Origin of the sequence: Candidatus Seribacter sulfatis (genome assembly GCF_964187635.1) — a bacterium.
GTDB classification, from domain to species: domain Bacteria; phylum Verrucomicrobiota; class Verrucomicrobiia; order Opitutales; family Seribacteraceae; genus Seribacter; species Seribacter sulfatis.
In genome coordinates this window covers 1-18017 of the sequence record NZ_CAXLMO010000080.1, presented here as the reverse complement: position 1 = coordinate 18017, position 18017 = coordinate 1, and the positions used below count along the sequence as shown (strand labels likewise).

Below are 18017 nucleotides of genomic sequence, written 5' to 3'. Positions count from 1 at the left end.
CCAAAACATAAGCACCCCACCATTCGGGCCGGTATTCATAAATTACCCGGACGGAAGAAAGGAGAATATTTAACTCACCGGGAAGCGGATGAAGCGGTCAAACTGATCCGCCAGTGGAAAGACCAGCCATTCTTCATCCAGGTTTCCCACTACGCGGTGCACACCCCAATCCAGGCGATTCAGGAAGTGGCCGATAAATACAAATTTAAGGAGGGTATGTCGGAAACGAATCGGAAATATGCCGCGATGGTGGAATCAATTGATGACTGTATGCGGGACATGCTCGCCGAACTGAAGAAGCACGGAATTGACGACAACACCCTGATTATTTTCACCAGTGATAATGGCGGGCTCGACCGCAATGGTGGTCCCACTGAAAATGCTCCCCTGAGGAGCGGCAAAGGATACTGTTATGAAGGGGGAATCCGGGTTCCCTTCCTTGCCCGTTGGCCGGCCAAAATCCCGGCAGGCAAAAAGTCGGACTTTCCGGTTTCTTCGATCGATTTATTTCCCACCATTATGGAAGCAACTGGAACCGAACTGCCCAAGGACCGGCCCATTGACGGGCTCTCCCTGACGAAACACTTAAACAGTGGAGGAAAGAAATCCCCAAAACGGGAAACCCTGATCTGGCACTTCCCGCATTACCGGCATGCTCCCGGTCCCTACTCCATTATTCGGAAAGGAGATTTCAAATTGATTAAATTCTGGGAAGGGATTTATGAACTCTATGACCTGAAGAACGATTTGGGGGAAGCGAATAACCTCGCCGAAAGTAAACCCGGACTCGTTCAAAAACTGGAGAGCGAACTCATTGTCCGATTAAAAGCAGACGGAGCAAAATTACCCAGAAAAAATCCGGAATTTAAAAACTGAGCGAAAAATCTTTTTGTCTTGAGAGTGTAATTTTATATCCTTTATTTTTATTCTCCTCCCAATAAAAATGTTTAAAGCTTTTAATCTGTTCGTAGGAATTCCGGTTCTCCTACTCATGCCTGTATTCGTTTTAATGGGTAAGGTCGATTTCAACCGACAAATTAGGCCTATTCTTTCTGATAAGTGCTACAAGTGCCATGGTCCGGATGCAAAGAACCAGAAATCTGATTTCCGGATTGATTCTTTTGAGGAGGCGATAAAGGAGCATAATGGATTTGTGGGACTAACTCCGGGCAGCCTGGAAGATTCTGAAATTCATTGGCGTATTTATAGTGATGATGCAATCGATGTGATGCCCCCTCCCGAAAGTAAGCTGCCCCTAACGGAAGCAGAGAAAAAACTAATTGATCAATGGATCAAGGAGGGTGGTAAATATGACAAGCACTGGTCTTTTCAGGCGTTGCCTCAATCTGTAGATGTACCCGAGTCCAAACATCCCAGTCCAAAGAATGAAATTGATCATTTCATCTCCACCCTGCTCGAGAAGTCCCCCCTTCATACCAGTACGGAAACGGATAAAATTACCTGGTTACGAAGAGTTACTTATGACCTTACCGGACTACCGCCCTCGTTAAATGATGTGGACGCTTTTCTGGCAGATGCATCGAAGGATGCCTACGAAAAAGTGGTCAATCAACTCCTCAATACTGACGAGTATGCCGAGCGTATGACTTCCGAATGGCTGGATGTGGCACGATATTCCGACACTTATGGCTATCAGGTGGATCGTAACCGAAATGTCTGGCAATGGCGGGACTGGGTCATTCAGTCTTTTCGTAAAAATCAGGCATACGATCAGTTTGTGACCGAACAGATTGCTGGAGATCTTATACCCAATGCCACACGGGATCAGATCCTCGCGACCTGTTTCAATCGACTGCACCCTCAAAAGGTCGAGGGTGGAAGCGTACCGGAAGAATTCCGAATCGAATATGTAGCGGACCGGGTGCATACCTTTGGCACCGCCTTTCTTGGACTCACCATGGAGTGTACCCGTTGCCATGATCACAAGTACGATCCCGTTACCCAGAAGGATTATTTTTCGTTATCCGCCTTTTTTAACAATATCGACGAGGCAGGGCTCTATTCCTACTTCACCGGTTCCGTGCCCACACCTACCCTGGAATTGGGAGATCTTCCCAATGATCAGAAAATCAAATCGGCACAGGAAAACCTTGAGTTATTCAATCAATCAAAAGATGTGGATACCGCCTTTGCCGGTTGGATTAATGAAGTCAAAGCCGAGACGATTGGTCTTGCCCATTATTATTCCAAACCGATAAGGCAGGCGGACCAGAATAATACTAAAACCGATCTTAATCTGCTCAGCCTTAAACCTTCCCTCTGGCTCGATGCCAACGAATACAATAGTACTTCCGGAACCTGGAATGATCTGAGTGGAAATCAGAACCATGCCACCCGGCACGCCTCACCCAAGCCGGAGGCTCATAAAAACAGCGGGTTACAGGTGGTCAGGTATCACTCCAATTCGAATGATTATCATCAGTTTAAGGAAATCAAAAATATCCGGACCGTTTTCTGGGTAATGAGTAAGACCAGGGGTAATTCCGGTTCTCCCCTATGTCATCCGAACGCTCATCATTTTTATTCCAACGGGGACAAATTCTGGCACCCCCAGCATACCCATGAACATATCCGAAAAGGGAATCTGCGAATCAACGGAATGGAAGCCAATGCCGAATCGAACTATCCCAACAAACTGGCGGTGGTCTCCCTGCGCACGACGGGAAATGTGATCGCCAGTCGAATGGGCAGGGACCGCAATCACGGAGGAAAATATAACTGGAATGGGGAGATCGGAGAGGTCCTCATTTTTTCAAATGCCCTTAATGACAAGCAGATCAAAAGGGTGGAAAATCATCTCATTGAAAAATGGAAAGTGAAAAGAGAAACAGATATTCAATATGCCAAACCGATGGCTTATCTCTCTTTTGATGATCGAAATGGGAACCGTTATCCGAACTTGGCAGACCGTTCAAAGGATGCTTCGACCAATGGAAATAATAAAGAGGTGGAAGGAAAGTTCGGTAAGGGTATTCATTTCAGCGGGGATGATGTTCTCAATTTCCCATCCGGATTTGGAGACTTTAACAGGCACCAGACTTTCACGATAGCGTTTTGGATTAACCCGACACTGGAATTGGAACGCGGAGTCGTTGTCCGCCGGTCCAAGGCATGGACGGATGCTGCAAGCCGGGGGATAGAGGTATTAATTGAAAATGGGCGGCTGTCCCCTGCCCTGATTCATTTCTGGCCTGGGAATGCCATCCGCATTCGATCCAAAAACAAACTTCCCCTTAACCAATGGACCCATGTTGGGCTCACCTACGATGGATCGAGCCAGGCAAGTGGCCTGCAGCTTTTTGAAAATGGAAAACTGGCAAGCATCGAAGTGATCAGGGATCACTTAACCCGAGAGATCACCGGTGGTGGGGATCCATTTATTGGCTTTGCCCAGAGGATGCGGGATCGTGGATTTAAAAACGGTATGCTTGACGAGTTCTACCTGTTTAACCGGGTAATTTCGGGTTCTGAAATCGAGAAACTGGCAGGACTTCGTAAAAAGATAGATGATTCCGCAGTGCGGGAGATATTTTTACATTCCGCACACAAGCCAAGCATAGCTGCCAGACAGGCATTGTATAAGGAGAGGAAAAGTTTTGGGGATCAGCGCCAGCGGCTTTCTGAAATCATGGTAATGAAAGAAATGCCCGATTTACGGGAGACTCACATTCTAGATCGTGGTCATTATGAAAACCGTGGAAAGGTGGTACAGCGGGCAACCCCTGCTGTCCTTACTCCTTTTCCTGATAGTGCTCCTCTGGATCGGTTGGGCTTGGCAAGATGGTTAACTTCCTCGGACCATCCCCTACTCGCCCGGGTAACTGTCAATCGCTACTGGCAGATGATTTTTGGACGGGGACTGGTTTCCACATCGGAGGATTTTGGCATGCAGGGAAAGCCACCCTCGCATCCAGAATTACTTGATTGGCTGGCTAGGGATTTTGTTAAGTCCGGATGGAATCTTCATCATCTGCTCAAAAAAATGGTTCTTTCCCATACCTATCGGCAGGAAAGTAAGACTTTGCCCAACGCCCAGGAAATTGACCCGGAGAACCTGCTTCTTAGTTGGGCTCCCGCATATCGGCTCCCTGCTGAAATGATCCGGGACAGCCTCCTCGCTCATAGCGGATTATTGCATAAAAAAATCGGCGGCCCGGGTGCGAAGCCCTATGATTTAAAAGTATCTTTTAAACCGATTAATCCCGACGGTGCCCCCAATGTTTACCGTCGGAGTGTCTACACCTTTTGGAAACGAACCGGCCCCACTCCGGTAATGATGGCCCTTGATGCATCCAAACGGGATGTCTGCACGGTACGCAGGGAACGGACCGACTCAGCATCGCAGGCCCTGATCATGCTTAATGGTACCCAGTTTGTGGAAACCGCTCGGGCAACTGCGGATTTACTTATCCAAAATCACGGAACCACCAATCCAAATGACTTGATTCAGGAAGCATTCAAAAAACTGACCAGTCGATCACCTAGTGAGCAGGAATCCAAAATTCTCCAAAATTTATTGGAGGAACAGAAAAAATATTTCACCGACGATAAAGAAACAGAAAAATTTCTGAAGGTTGGCTATTACCAAGCAAAAGCAAAAGACAAGAAATATTTGGCCGCAGTTACCAGCCTGGTATCAACCTTGATGAATTTTGATGGAACCCTTTCCAAAAGATAAAATAAAGTATGAATCAAAATAAATGCACCGGTTTTGAATCCCCACTTGGTTTGCCCCGTAGAAACTTCCTTCAGCGTTTTGGTGGAGGACTGGGTGGATTGGCCCTCGCCAACATGCTTCATGCAGAAACCGGCTCCGGCTTACACCACCCCGCTAAAGCCAAACGGGTGATTTATTTATTCCAATCCGGTGGACCCTCTCAAATTGATCTGTTTGACCACAAACCAAGGTTAAATGAAGAAACGGGGAAGGAGCTCCCCGACTCCGTCCGTAAAGGACAGCGATTAACAGGTATGTCTGGAAATCAGGCAAGCCTTCCTTTAGTTGGTTCGCCCTTTAAGTTTTCCCAGCATGGTAAGAGCGGTCAATGGATCAGCGAATTATTACCAAACACTTCAAAAGTGGCGGATGATATGTGCATTGTGAATTCGATGTACACCGAAGCGATTAACCACGGTCCGGGGGTCACTTTTATGCAAACCGGCTCCCAATTCCCCGGTCGTCCGAGTATGGGGTCCTGGATGTCCTACGGTCTTGGATCGATAAATGAAAACCTGCCTAATTTCGTGGTCCTCAAAACAAAAGGCAAAGGTGGACAACCGTTGGTTTCCAGGCTATGGGGGAGCGGCTTCTTACCCGGCAAACATGCGGGCACCCGATTCCGGGCGGATAAGGATGCCATTCTCTACCTGAACAGCCCGGAAGGAGTTTCAGCGGAAGGACGGCGTAATATGCTGGATCGTTTAAAAGAACTTCATGAACTCCAACTTGAAAAAACCGGAGATCCCGGCCTTGAAACGAAAATTGCCCAGTACGAAATGGGGTATCGAATGCAAAGCTCGATTCCTGAAGTCACCGCCATTGAAAAGGAACCCGATTCCACTTTTAAACTTTATGGAGAAGATGCACGCAAACCTGGAACTTTCGCCGCAAATTGTCTACTCGCACGGAGGTTAGCAGAAAAAGGAGTCCGGTTCATTCAACTTTATCATCCCGGATGGGACCAGCACGGCGGATTACCTGGAGGAATTAAAAAACAATGCAAGGAAACTGATCAGGCATCATATGCACTGGTTAAGGATTTAAAACAGAGAGGAATGCTCGAAGACACACTGGTCATTTGGGGAGGAGAGTTTGGACGGACAAATTATTGTCAGGGAAAATTCAACGGAACCAATTTCGGGAGAGATCACCATCCCAGAAATTTTTCAACATGGTTTGCCGGGGGCGGAGTAAAACCCGGGATGACCTATGGGAAATCAGATGACTACTCTTACAGTGTGGCGGAAAATGGTGTGCATGTGCACGACTTCCATGCAACTATCCTGCATTTATTGGGAATTGATCACGAAAGACTGACCTTTAAATACCAAGGGCGTCACTTCCGGTTGACTGATGTCCATGGGCATGCGGTGAAATCAATCCTTAGCTAAACTGCTTCTATCGATAACAATCAAGACTGATCACATTGCTCCAAAGCCGATCAGGGAAAAAATAATAATTCAACGAAATTTAATATATTTTAATCCCATTTAGTAAAAACAAAAAGTTTTCATTTGTGAAGTACGCTAAAAGCGTCAAAATGATTATCTGCTAATCTTTATTTATCTCAACTATTATGCCTGTATTTAAAACAAGACTCATTCTTACTGCCCTGCTTTGCATACAAGGCTGCCTATCCGTCCAAGCCAAGATTGAATTGGATCAGGGTGATACTATTACCCTGATTGGTTCGGGTATGGGATCGAGGATGATTCATTATGGCCACCTCGAAACTGAGATTTATTTAAGTTTCCCAAAACTTAACCTGACCATTCGTAATCTTTGTGACGAGGGAAACACCCCAGGGTTCCGCCCCCATCCGAGCAGGGAACAGGAAGGTCAATATGCGTTTCCCGGAGCCAAAGAACTGATTCATAAAAACCTACAATCAAACACCAAACCGAAGGGACACTTCCCCACTCCCGACCAGTGGCTTTCCAATCTAAAGGCTGATGTCATTCTTTGCTTTTTTGGTTTTAATTCTTCTTTTGACGGACCCAACCAGCTTGATCGTTTTAAAAAAGAACTCGATGCCTTTCTCAAACACACAAGCAATTCCGTATACAATTCATCCAATCCTCAAATTGCACTCATCTCCCCTACTGCCGTGCAGGCATTACCCGGGATTACCGACGGAAAATACCAAAACCGTAATATCAAGTTATACACCGATGCAATGAAGGGTGTTGCCCAAGAAAATAAGATACTCTTCGTGGATGCGTTCACTCCTTCCCTGGAATGGTACAAAAAAGGAAAAGCACTTTCCATTGATGGTGCACTGTACAACGACAACGGATACAAAAAACTATCTGTCTTTCTTGCAAATTCTCTTTTCAAAGGTCAACCCACTGAAGAAAAAAATCGCGTCAGCCTCCACAAGGCGGTGATGGATAAAAACTTTTACTGGCTGAATGACTTTAAGGTGCCAAACGGTGTCCATGTGTACGGTCGACGATACAATCCATTTGGGCCCCAAAATTACCCATACGAAATTGAAAAAACACGAGAATACACCCGAATTCGCGATGAATCGATATGGGCCATCCTTCAAGGCAAACCCTACGATATTAAGGCAGAAGAAGCAAAAAGCCCCAAGCTTCCTGATGTGCCAACGAATTACCTTCCGCCTCAACAAAACAGCAAAAATGGAAATGTTAACTATACACCCGCGCCAGTAGCCAAAACAAAAATAAAAGTTGCGGATGGGTATAGAATTGAGCTTTTTGCGGATGAAAAAACTTTCCCCGACCTCGCAAATCCAGTTCAGTTATCTTTCGACAATAAAGGTCGATTATGGGTAGCGACTATGGCAAGTTACCCTCACTATAGAATAGGAGATCCTCTTCCTTCCGATAAACTGATTATTTTTGAAGACACCAACAACGACGGAAAGGCAGACAAACAAACTAATTTTGCAGATGATTTGCACATCCCGATTGGATTCGAAATTGCTCATGACGGAGTTTATGTTTCCCAAAGTGGAAGCCTTGTTTTCCTGAAGGACTCTGACGGGGATGATAAATACGATCAAAAAGAAGTACTCCTTTCTGGATTCGATGACCATGACACGCACCATGCCATCTCCTCTTTTACCGCAGATCCATCGGGTGCAATTGTTATGTGCGAAGGTGTTTTTCTCCACAGTCATGTAGAAACCGCTTTTGGTCCACAACGAGGTTCCAATGGAGGATTTTTTCGCTACGATCCACGAACCCGAAAATTAATTCGGCACGCCCAATTTAACATCCCCAACCCGTGGGGTGTAGCGGTGGATGACTATGGGCAGGAATTATTCCTCCACACTTCGGGAACTAAAATGTCGTGGATGCTACCCGGAATGATAAAAGCCCGTTATGGAGCAAATATAGCGGCCCCAGACTTAATTACTTCGAATAAAGTACGACCCACATCCGGGATTGAATTTGTTTCGAGCAGACACTTTCCTGACGAGGTGCAGGGAGATGTATTGATTAACAATAATATTGGTTTTCTGGGGGCAAAACAACATAAAGTAATTGATCAAGACCCAGGCTACATAACCGAATACCGCCAGGATTTATTTGTGTCGGAAGACCTTAATTTCAGACCGACCGATCTTGAATTTGCACCAGATGGTTCTCTCTATGTGATTGATTGGCAAAATGCGCTGATTGGACACATGCAGCACAACGCCAGAGATCCGAACCGTGACCATAAGCATGGAAGAATTTATAGAATAACCTACCCTTCCCGCCCGCTAGTTAAACCGGCCAAAATTCATGGAAGTTCCATTCCCGAGTTACTCCAAAACTTGGAACTACCAGAATTGAGGACACGGTACAGAACTCGTCGAGAATTACGCGGAAGAGATTCGAATGAGGTCGCAAACGCAATTAATCAATGGTGTAAGGACAAGCCTGACTCTGCAAAATTGGAGGCGTTGTGGGTTACATGGGGAGCCGGCCAGTTAAACAAAGAATTAACCCGCCAACTACTGAGATCGAAGGATCACCGAGTAAGAGCCGCTGCCCTCAATGTTCTTCGCTTTCATATTAATTCATTCAAGGATCACGAAGAACTTATTCTCAAATGTGCAAATGACTCTCATGGGCGAGTCCGCATGACTGCTGTGGTAACCGCATCATACATGAAGCGTAAAGCCGCGCTTAAGATTCTCGCCGCTTCGGAACAACATCCCATAGAAAAACAATACAAGCAATCGAATGAGTATGCCCGAGAAGTGATCAACCGGCAACCGGCGGTGTCCGAGTTAAAGGAACGCCTCGCCGCCCCACCCTCCCATTTGGACAAGAAATTTGCCGAGTCCTACATTAAAGGAAGCGAGGTTTACGCCCGCGAGGGACACTGTATCACTTGCCACCAGGGAAATGGAAAAGGCTTACCCGGTTCCGGATTCCCCCCACTGGCCGAAACTAAGTGGGTGATTGGGAACACCGACCGGTTGATTAAACTGACTCTCAAAGGACTGATGGGGCCAATCGAAGTAATGGGGAAAAAGTATCCTGGGCAAGTCCCGATGACTCCTTTTGAATATATGCTCAAGGATGATGAAATATCTGCGGTACTCACTTATGTTCGCAACTCGTTCGGAAACAAAGCAAGTCCAATCACAACCGAGCAAGTGGCCAAAATAAGAAATGAATACAAAAACAAATTGGGCCTTTACTCACCGGAAGAACTATTAAAAGAGCATCCGCTTGAAAATTAAAAGCGGGTATTGCGAGTCCGCACAGGATAAAAGAATCTTTGCTCAATAATATTTTCTGCTTTCTTTCTTAGGTGCTTTTGCAGTAGTAATCACCTATGACAAGTATATCAGACTTCGATGCACCTAAGCCTCCACCGTGGATGGGAGCACTGGTGCCTTTTTTGATAGTTTTGGCGGCTGCTGGATTCTATTGGTTCCTGACTTCAGATAAAGAAAAGAGTCCAATTGACCTTGATTCCAGTCAAGAGGTTAAGCTGAGTGGAAAACTATCCAACGGCCAAACCTACTATATTTTTGCCTCTGAAATCGAAGTTTATCCAACAAACTTGGAAAATGAAGCATGGGACAGGGGAGAAAAAGGACCCGATATTCGTTATCGTATTTTATGGAAAGGAAATGCAGTATTTGAAAGCGTGACCAAAGGAGATTCCTTGATTGCTGATTGGTCGGGATTATCCATCGAACTGAACTGGAAAGATCTACTCGGCAAATCAGTTTCCCCTGACGATGTGATCAAGGCGGGAAGAGTTCGCTTTGACGAGAATGAGACAATAGAGATCGTCGTACAAGATGTTGATATTGCATCTGATGACGATGTCGGGCGAAAGGAAATCTTGTTGAATGGACTTTCCATCGGAAAAAATGTGATTCGATTAAAAAAGTCTCCCGCCAATGCGATTCGGCGTATAACCCTAAGAATCTTACCGATTGGATCTAATTTACAGGACTTAGCGAACATTATGAAATAAGGAATATTAGCAGTGAATATCACTCGTTTTTTCATTGCTCTTGCCGCTCTTTTATTAGGAATCGGTTTAATTGCTCCCACCCTTACCATTTCTCCTATGGCGGGAGAACTTACTTGGTTAGTTAGAATCCTCGCACCGGAGGAACTGGTCCCCTCAACCTACTCGATCTTGGGTGTGATTGGAAAACTTTACCAGGGGAACGATTTCTTCCTAGTCTTGCTTTTATCACTGTTCTCAGTTCTATCTCCCATTTTAAAACTCTCTTTTTTCTGGCAAGCAAGCTCGCAATCATATCAACAGGAAAACTCGAACTCTCTCTTCAAGGTAATTCATTATGTGGGGAAGTTTTCTATGGCCGAGGTATTTGCTCTCGCCCTTATTATCGTGGTTGTAAAATCATTCCCCGGAGGATCATCGGCACAATTAGAATGGGGAGCTTATATTTTTACTTGCTCAGTGGCATGCTCAATAATTGCATCAATCAGAATCGAAAAAAAGGACAGGAATAAAGCATTACAATAATACCGACTTATTATAATAGAACCAAAATCCAACTTTTGCTAAATTGGGATGGTGGAAAATCTCAGCACAAGCGTATGCCTGTTGACAAAAACTATTTTAGAAGAAGATAATACAACTCTTGATTCCCTCTATAAATTTCAAATGATCGAATATTGGCAAACTTTAGACTCCGCACAAAAAACATTTACCGGAGTCGGCATAATTTCTAGTTTAGTTCTCACTCTCCAAATGCTTTTAGTCATGATCGGCGGAGGCTTCGACATGCCGGATGCCGAAATTGCAGAGACGGGTGAAGGAGGGGCAACCGGTGTATTTTCGATCCGTACTATCGGGGCTTTTTTTACCGGGTTTGGATGGGCAGGTGCTGCCATGTTGGATGCTGGTTATGGTACCGGTGCTGCTACTTTTGTCGCCACAATTTCTGGATCGATATTTTTGGCAATCGTAATCTACTTAATGACTTATTTACACAGCCTGCGCCAGGAAGGCACCTTAAACTATAAAAATGCAATTGGACAAGTTGGTAGCATATACCTGCCCGTCCCACCAAACCGCAAAGGAATCGGACAGGTCGAAGTAATGGTACAGGGAAGGTTACGAATTGTAAAAGCAGTAACCGATAATGATAAAAAAATTGCCAACCGTATCGCAGTCAGGGTAACCGAAACAGTAGACGAACAAACCATTTTAGTAGTTCCATTAGAAAACGAATCTTCTGAAAAAAATATTTAAACCACAATCTAATCAAATCTAAATTATGAGTCCTGCATTAATTGGCTTTATTTCTCTTATTGTTGTCGTTCTTGGAACGCTTGTATTTTTCTTCAGTCGGTACAAGCGTTGTCCATCGGATAAAGTTCTTGTAATTTATGGTAAAACTGGAGGAGATCGTTCTTCCAAATGTGTCCATGGTGGAGCGTCTTTTGTTTGGCCCCTCATTCAAGACTACCAATGGTTAGACCTTGCCCCTATTCCAATTGATATCGCATTGAAAGGAGCCCTTTCCAAGCAAAATATTCGGGTCAATACTCCCTCTACTTTTACGGTGGGAATTTCAACTGAGTCGGGTGTCATGGAAAATGCAGCCGAGCGCTTACTGGGGCTCAACTTACAATCTGTGCGCGAACAAGCAAGTGACATTATATTTGGTCAAATGAGAGTGGTCCTGGCAACAATGGACATCGAATCGATTAATGCGGACCGTGATTTATTGATCGAAAAAATTACCAACGGAATCGAAGTGGAACTCAAAAAAGTCGGACTCCGACTTATCAATGTTAATATCAAGGATATAACCGATGAGTCCGGATATATCGACGCGTTGGGGAAGGAAGCTTCATCCCGAGCGATCAATGAAGCTAAAGTAAGTGTTTCGGAGAGAGAAAGGGACGGAGCGATTGGGAGTGCAAATGCAGATAGGGAAAGAAGAATTGAAGTTGCCAGTGCACAAGCCACGGCGACTGAGGGAGAGAATTTATCTAAAATCAAGGTAGCCCAATCAGATGCACAAAGACGGGAGCAGGAAGCGGAAGCGGAGCGCCTTGCAGTAGCAGCGGAGAAGGTGAAGTCTGCACAAGCTTCGCAGGAAGCTTATGCGGCAGAAACAACTGCAGAAAAAGCCCGTGCAGAGCGTGAAAAGGCGAGTCAGCATGCAGATATAATCATACCCGCAGAAATTGAAAAACTTAAAATTCAAACTCTTGCAGAGGCAGATGCTGAAAAGATTCGTCGCCTCAAGAAAGGAGAGGCAGACGGTGTTCAGTCCATTATGGAAGCGGAGGCAAAAGGAACGCTCGCTGCACTTCAAAGCAAGGCGGAAGGTTTTGCCAGAATCGTAGAAGCCTCAGGGGGTGCAGAATTTGCAAGCACACTTCTTGTCACGGAACAACTTCCTCAGTTAGTGGCAGAACAGGTCAAAGCAATTGCCAACCTCAAAATTGATAAAATTACCGTTTGGGACTCTGGTAAGGGAGAAGGCGGAAAGAACGACACCGCAAATTTTGTTTCCGGTTTAGTGGGTGCTCTACCCCCACTCCATCAAATTACCAAGAATGTTGGAATTGAACTTCCCGAATTTTTAGGGAAACTGAGCGAAAACCCAACAGAAGCAGCTAAAATCCTCGAAGAGGCACAAGCAGCAGAGCCTAAAAAAAAAGAACTGAATCAGTAGATTTAGATCAAGCAAGCAGTATCCCAGTTCACCCTTCAATAGAAGATCAGATTGAGGCTCGAATCAGAGAAGATCTAAGTTTAATCAAAACTTTCGATGAAAATAAAGACGGGGTTTTAAACGACAACGAAATTAGTAATGCCGTCAACAAAACCAAAAAATGGGCTTCTGAATCAAATGATAAGGGTAAGGATTGGCTGTATTACGGGAGAAATAACCAAATAGGCCCGATTTCCTGGGATGAAATTATTAAGGTTTCAAATCAATACCCGGAAGTTTTCATTTCTAAAGTCCAAGATGCCGACCAGGTAGAAGAAAAGGCAATCAATTGGCTTCCGATTACAATTGTTTTGTTCGCAAAAGAATTATTATCCGCGTAAATCTCCGCAAATAGAATTGCTAGCTTCTGCGTTTCTCTTTTTCTTTCCATGAATAAATCCCTTTACATTCAAGTAGTCTCCTGCAAATCAAAATAGTTCTAGCTTTGGTATAAGAGTCCTCAGGGGAAACACGATAGTTACATATATGTAATTATTAGGTGGTAGTTATAATATGGCTATGTATAGTATATAGCCATGGAAGTTATCATTGCATCCGATCAAGATATTGTGGCACTGAAATGTGCGGATATTATTGAATCTCAAATCAAGACGCTGCCAGATTCTGTCCTAGGATTGGCAACAGGATCCACACCGGTTGGACTGTATAAGGAACTGATTAAAAGACATCGCGAACATGGATTAGATTTTACAGGAGTCCGTACTTTTAACTTGGATGAGTATATCGGTATACCTGCAAACCATCCGCAAAGCTACCGAACTTTTATGAATCAAAATTTATTTGATCCGATCAATATAATTTCGGAAAACACTTATGTTCCTGACGGTATGGGAGAAAATCCATTGGATTCAGGCCCCCTATATGAAAAGAAAATTAAAGATACTGGGGGGATCGACCTTCAGGTTCTTGGAGTTGGAACGGACGGGCATATTGGATTTAACGAACCCACCTCGAGCCTACAATCAAAGACCCGAATAAAGACATTAACTCCTCAAACACTGGAGGATAATTCGAGGTTCTTTTCAGAAGATGAATTCCAGCCTAAGTTGGCGATCACCATGGGGATTGGTACGATTTTAGAATCAAGACGGATTTTAATGATGGCAACAGGGGAAAGTAAAGCGTCAGCAGTTCGTGAAATGGTGGAAGGTTCCATTTCTGCTTTCTTTCCCGCAACTGCCCTTCAAATGCACGAAAGAGTTACTGTGATTGTGGATGAAGGTGCTGCATCAAAGTTAGAACTCAAAGGATACTATAAGTTTGTTGGCAAATTACAGGATGATTTGATAAAGAAACACAGACCCTCTGATTGGATTTCCCGATAAAATTATGAATAATACAAGAAAAATTCGAGTACTCGTGGTGGGAGCCGGCAATATGGGTCGTTCCCATGCACTTGCCTACGAGTCTATACCTGAATTCGAAATTGCCGCTATATGCACCCGTAGTCCGGAGTCTCGTGCCAAGTTAATGGCAGAGTTACCTGACGGAATACCCGAGGTAAACGAGTACGAAAAAGCGTTAACAGAAATGAAGCCCGATGCAGTTTGTATATCGACTTACCCCGACACCCATTATCCGTTTGCCAAGATGGCTTTAGAGGCAGGATGTCATGTTTTTACTGAAAAACCCCTGGCCGAAAGTTCGGAACAATGCAGTGAACTGGTTAGCCTTGCCCGTGCAAAAGGGAAAGCATTGGTGGTGGGCTATATTCTACGTCAGCACCCCAGTTGGATTAAATTTGTGGAAGTGGCAAAAACATTGGGCAAACCCCTGGTGATGCGAATGAACTTAAACCAACAATCGTACGGAAAAAACTGGGACACCCATAAAAGCCTTCTCTCCTCGATCTCTCCAATCGTTGATTGTGGAGTTCATTATGTGGATGTGATGTGCCAAATGACAGAGTCCCGCCCAACCCGAGTCTCTGGTCTAGGCACACAACTTACGGATGAACTTCCTGCTGATAAAATAAACTACGGTCATCTACAAGTCACTTTTGATGATGGAAGTGTGGGTTGGTACGAGGCGGGTTGGGGTCCAATGATGAGCGAAACTGCATTTTTCATAAAAGATGTTATTGGTCCTCTCGGGAGTGCATCGATCGTGGCGGCGGATGCTGGATCACGGGGAAATTCATCGTCCGTGGATGCTCACACCCAAACCGAACGTATCCTTCTGCATCGAAGTAAAAAAGGACTGAATGGTGAACTGGAGCCCGACGATGAATACATCGACCTTGACGATGAACCTGACCACGACGAACTCTGTCGGCGTGAACAACTTTTCTTTCTTGATGGAATTTTAGAAAAAGCTGATTTAACGGAGCATCAAAACAGTGCCATTCGTGCCAGTGAAATCGTACTTGCTGCCGATCAGTCTTTCAGAAATGGAGAGACCATCAAACTCTGAGATTTTGTATCTCCATAAATGTGGTAACAAATTTTGTTAAAAAATGATATCAGAACAGACTCGCAAGCGCCTAAAGAACCAATCTGAAATCTTACGCACAATTCGAAGAAAAGGTGCAACCAGTCGTTCATTCATAAGCACATCCTGCGGGATACGGAAAGCAAGTGTTACCAATATATGCAGGGATTTAGTTGATCGCGGATCCCTGAATGAAAAGACTCCCGGATTTTACCGTTCCGAAATAGAGCTCTCATCGGAGTATTGGAGATCATTGGCTATTTTTATAGGCCCAGGAGAAATTATAGCCACTATTGTGGATCATAACGGAAAGGTCTATGAAGAATGGACTCAAAAAATGGGGAACCCAAAAACTCCGGAATCCATTGTTTCAGTGATCGTAACATTAATAAATAATGCATCGAAATTAAAAAAGTCCATTGTGGGAGTAGGAATCAGTGTGCCCGGAATCATAAATGCAGAAAAAGGGATATGCCTATCTGCGGTTAATTTGGGAAGATGGCACGACTTCCCACTTGTTGAAGAAATTACGAAAAGACTTCCTCAAGGTTCTCCGAGGATTGTAATAGAAAATGATGCAAATGCAGAGTTGATGGGAAATCATTGGTTTGGAGGTTATGGAGAAACACTTGAAAATTCCCTTTATATTTCCCTCGGTGAAGGAGTTGGTTGTGCCCAGCTTTTGGAGGGAAATATAGTTAGGGGTCGCCGTTTTTCAGCGGGAGAAATTGGATGCCTTCCTTCAGGAAACGAAAAGAGACCCTGTTCATGCGGGAAAATGGATTGCCTTCAAACGTATTGTGGAGAATTGGGCATCATCCAATCGGTTAAAAACCAAAACAAAGAAGTCACTGCCCCTTCCATTGCCCAACTTTGTCATTTAGCAAAAAACAATTTAGAAATAAAACAACAACTTACCCAAGCCTACCAGCCACTGGTCCAGCAAATATCCACAATGATTGCATTAACTGACCCGGCTCAGATTGTGATCGGATGCCCTGATCCTAACATGGACAGTACTATACCGGACATTTTATCCACAGGTTTAAAAAGCCTACTGGGTTGGACAGACGAAGAAGTTATTCCTGTTCTTGCCGGATTAAATCCAATAAAATCGGGGATACTAGGTGCAGCCGTCAGTGTATTCAAGAATGCATTTCAAGATGAATCCCCTATTTGTAACTCTAATGTAAATGCCTTTTGAATTCGTGACATGTTAAGACAGTTTTATGTAATAAACCAAGTGAATTTAGAAATTACCGAACACGAGAAGATGATAAACAAATTGTTCTCATTTCTTCACAACCTAAAATCAAATCAAAATTTACGCTAAGCTTAACCTAGGTTTTTAGAAAAATGGGGGATCATCTATCATTTTTTCACAGTGCCTTAAAAATAATTTCTTTTCTAAAAATGAAAAGCTCAGGCTATTGTATTCTGTCGTAAGTTAACAAATTTTAGACGCAATATGCGGTTTCAAAATCCATACCTTTATTTATAATTAGAATAGTCCTCTTAATTTCCCATCATAATATTAATGACCTACTGTAAGACTCACTTAATTCTTTTTATTCTTACTTTATTTGTAGGCCGTTTGCTGAATGCTGCCCTACCTGTTGACTTCACGAACGAAGTTCGCCCGATTCTGTCCGAATATTGCTTCCACTGCCATGGCCCGGACAAGAGCACTCGTAAAGCCAAGCTCAGGCTTGATTTATCTGAAGGTGCCTTGCGAGATCTCGGCGGATACTCTGCGGTTATTCCCGGTAAACCGGAGGATAGTGAATTGGTCTTCAGGCTTCATAGCGAAGATAAAGAAGAACTCATGCCTCCCCCGGAAACCGGCAAACGGCTATCCGAAAAACAAAAGCAAATCCTCGAAGAATGGATTAAACAGGGAGCTATCTATGAGGAACATTGGTCTTTTCTTCCGATTGAAAACCCAGTAGTTCCAACTAAATCTTCCAAAACTAAATCCAAGCATCCGGTGGATCGTTTCTTGGCAAAGAGACTTGAATCAGAGGCTTATTCCTTTGCTCAACCAACGGAAAAGAAGACGCTTCTTCGTCGCCTCTATTTTGACTTACTGGGCATGCCCCCCACCCTGAATGAGGCCAATCAATTTTTAAAGGACAAATCAGATACTGCCTACGATCGATTAGTCGACCGTTTATTGGCTGATCAAAGATTTGGGGAGCGAATGGCAGTACACTGGCTGGATCTTGTCCGCTATTCCGACACGATCGGCTATCACAGTGATAATTTCATGGAGGTCTCCGCATATCGTGACTATGTCATCGATGCCTTCAATGAAAATATGAGCTACGATCAATTCGTAATTGAAAACCTCGCCGGTGATCTCATCCCCGAGTCCAGCAAACGCCAAAAAATTGCCTCCGGATACAATCGCCTTCTTCAAACCACACAAGAAGGAGGTGCCCAGGCTGCCGAGTACACAGCCATTTACCAAGCCGATCGGGTTCGAAACTTTGGTGTTGTTTGGTTGGGTGCTACTACCGGATGCGCCCAATGCCATGATCACAAGTTCGACCCTTTTACAATTAAGGATTTTTATTCTCTCGCCGCCTTTTTTGCTGATCTTCAGGAAAAACCTGTGGGCAGAAGAAATCCTAACCT

Annotated in this window: 13 protein-coding genes; 12 read left to right on the top strand and 1 reads right to left on the bottom strand. The window is 44.3% G+C overall.

Annotated features, from left to right (window positions below; translation table 11 throughout):
• From ACKPQ5_RS07845 to ACKPQ5_RS07810, 8 genes are all read left to right on the top strand, one after another.
• The coding region (locus tag ACKPQ5_RS07845) for a sulfatase-like hydrolase/transferase (protein ID WP_407678550.1) at window positions 1-876 on the top strand (876 nt) is incomplete at its 5' end.
• Window positions 877-943: 67 nt separating this feature from the next.
• Complete coding sequence (locus ACKPQ5_RS07840; RefSeq protein ID WP_407678549.1) at window positions 944-4699, top strand: DUF1553 domain-containing protein; 3756 nt, start codon at window positions 944-946, stop codon at window positions 4697-4699.
• Between the two features lie 8 nt (window positions 4700-4707).
• Window positions 4708-6132: a DUF1501 domain-containing protein gene (locus tag ACKPQ5_RS07835; RefSeq protein WP_407678548.1), complete on the top strand. Its 1425-nt coding sequence runs from the start codon at window positions 4708-4710 to the stop codon at window positions 6130-6132.
• 185 nt (window positions 6133-6317) lie between these two features.
• Entirely contained in the window at window positions 6318-9449 is a 3132-nt protein-coding gene (locus tag ACKPQ5_RS07830; RefSeq protein WP_407678547.1) for a PVC-type heme-binding CxxCH protein, read from the top strand.
• A 95-nt stretch (window positions 9450-9544) separates the two neighbouring features.
• Entirely contained in the window at window positions 9545-10198 is a 654-nt protein-coding gene (locus ACKPQ5_RS07825; RefSeq protein WP_407678546.1) for a hypothetical protein, read from the top strand.
• A 12-nt stretch (window positions 10199-10210) separates the two neighbouring features.
• Window positions 10211-10720, top strand: a complete 510-nt coding sequence (locus ACKPQ5_RS07820) for a paraquat-inducible protein A (RefSeq protein WP_407678545.1) — start codon at window positions 10211-10213, stop codon at window positions 10718-10720.
• 141 nt (window positions 10721-10861) lie between these two features.
• Window positions 10862-11452, top strand: coding sequence for a hypothetical protein (locus tag ACKPQ5_RS07815; protein WP_407678544.1), 591 nt, complete (start codon window positions 10862-10864; stop codon window positions 11450-11452).
• Window positions 11453-11477: 25 nt separating this feature from the next.
• Window positions 11478-12890, top strand: coding sequence for a flotillin family protein (locus tag ACKPQ5_RS07810; protein ID WP_407678543.1), 1413 nt, complete (start codon window positions 11478-11480; stop codon window positions 12888-12890).
• A 262-nt stretch (window positions 12891-13152) separates the two neighbouring features.
• On the opposite strand, the gene ACKPQ5_RS07805 is transcribed toward ACKPQ5_RS07810, so the two are convergent.
• Window positions 13153-13320 carry a hypothetical protein gene (locus tag ACKPQ5_RS07805; protein ID WP_407678542.1) on the bottom strand — a complete coding sequence of 56 codons (168 nt, stop codon included), beginning with the start codon at window positions 13318-13320 and terminating at the stop codon, window positions 13153-13155.
• Between the two features lie 145 nt (window positions 13321-13465).
• Between ACKPQ5_RS07805 and nagB the strand changes: the two genes are divergently transcribed.
• The 4 genes from nagB to ACKPQ5_RS07785 form a co-directional block, all read left to right on the top strand.
• Window positions 13466-14275: a glucosamine-6-phosphate deaminase gene (gene nagB / locus ACKPQ5_RS07800; protein WP_407678541.1), complete on the top strand. Its 810-nt coding sequence runs from the start codon at window positions 13466-13468 to the stop codon at window positions 14273-14275.
• Between the two features lie 4 nt (window positions 14276-14279).
• Window positions 14280-15362 (top strand): Gfo/Idh/MocA family oxidoreductase, encoded by a 1083-nt coding sequence (locus ACKPQ5_RS07795; protein WP_407678540.1) that lies wholly within the window; start codon window positions 14280-14282, stop codon window positions 15360-15362.
• Between the two features lie 43 nt (window positions 15363-15405).
• Window positions 15406-16584, top strand: coding sequence for an ROK family protein (locus ACKPQ5_RS07790; protein ID WP_407678539.1), 1179 nt, complete (start codon window positions 15406-15408; stop codon window positions 16582-16584).
• Between the two features lie 333 nt (window positions 16585-16917).
• A partial coding sequence (locus ACKPQ5_RS07785; RefSeq protein WP_407678538.1) for a DUF1549 domain-containing protein occupies window positions 16918-18017 on the top strand: 1100 nt, incomplete at its 3' end.

Excerpts from the sequence above, each read along its gene's own strand:
- ACKPQ5_RS07790 (WP_407678539.1), top strand. The coding sequence starts at position 15,406 with ATGATATCAGAACAGACTCGCAAGCGCCTAAAGAACCAATCTGAAATC.
- nagB (WP_407678541.1), top strand. The coding sequence starts at position 13,466 with ATGGAAGTTATCATTGCATCCGATCAAGATATTGTGGCACTGAAATGT.
- ACKPQ5_RS07810 (WP_407678543.1), top strand. The coding sequence starts at position 11,478 with ATGAGTCCTGCATTAATTGGCTTTATTTCTCTTATTGTTGTCGTTCTT.
- ACKPQ5_RS07840 (WP_407678549.1), top strand. The coding sequence starts at position 944 with ATGTTTAAAGCTTTTAATCTGTTCGTAGGAATTCCGGTTCTCCTACTC.
- ACKPQ5_RS07815 (WP_407678544.1), top strand. The coding sequence starts at position 10,862 with ATGATCGAATATTGGCAAACTTTAGACTCCGCACAAAAAACATTTACC.
- ACKPQ5_RS07805 (WP_407678542.1), bottom strand. The coding sequence starts at position 13,320 with ATGGAAAGAAAAAGAGAAACGCAGAAGCTAGCAATTCTATTTGCGGAG.
- ACKPQ5_RS07825 (WP_407678546.1), top strand. The coding sequence starts at position 9,545 with ATGACAAGTATATCAGACTTCGATGCACCTAAGCCTCCACCGTGGATG.
- ACKPQ5_RS07830 (WP_407678547.1), top strand. The coding sequence starts at position 6,318 with ATGCCTGTATTTAAAACAAGACTCATTCTTACTGCCCTGCTTTGCATA.
- ACKPQ5_RS07795 (WP_407678540.1), top strand. The coding sequence starts at position 14,280 with ATGAATAATACAAGAAAAATTCGAGTACTCGTGGTGGGAGCCGGCAAT.
- ACKPQ5_RS07835 (WP_407678548.1), top strand. The coding sequence starts at position 4,708 with ATGAATCAAAATAAATGCACCGGTTTTGAATCCCCACTTGGTTTGCCC.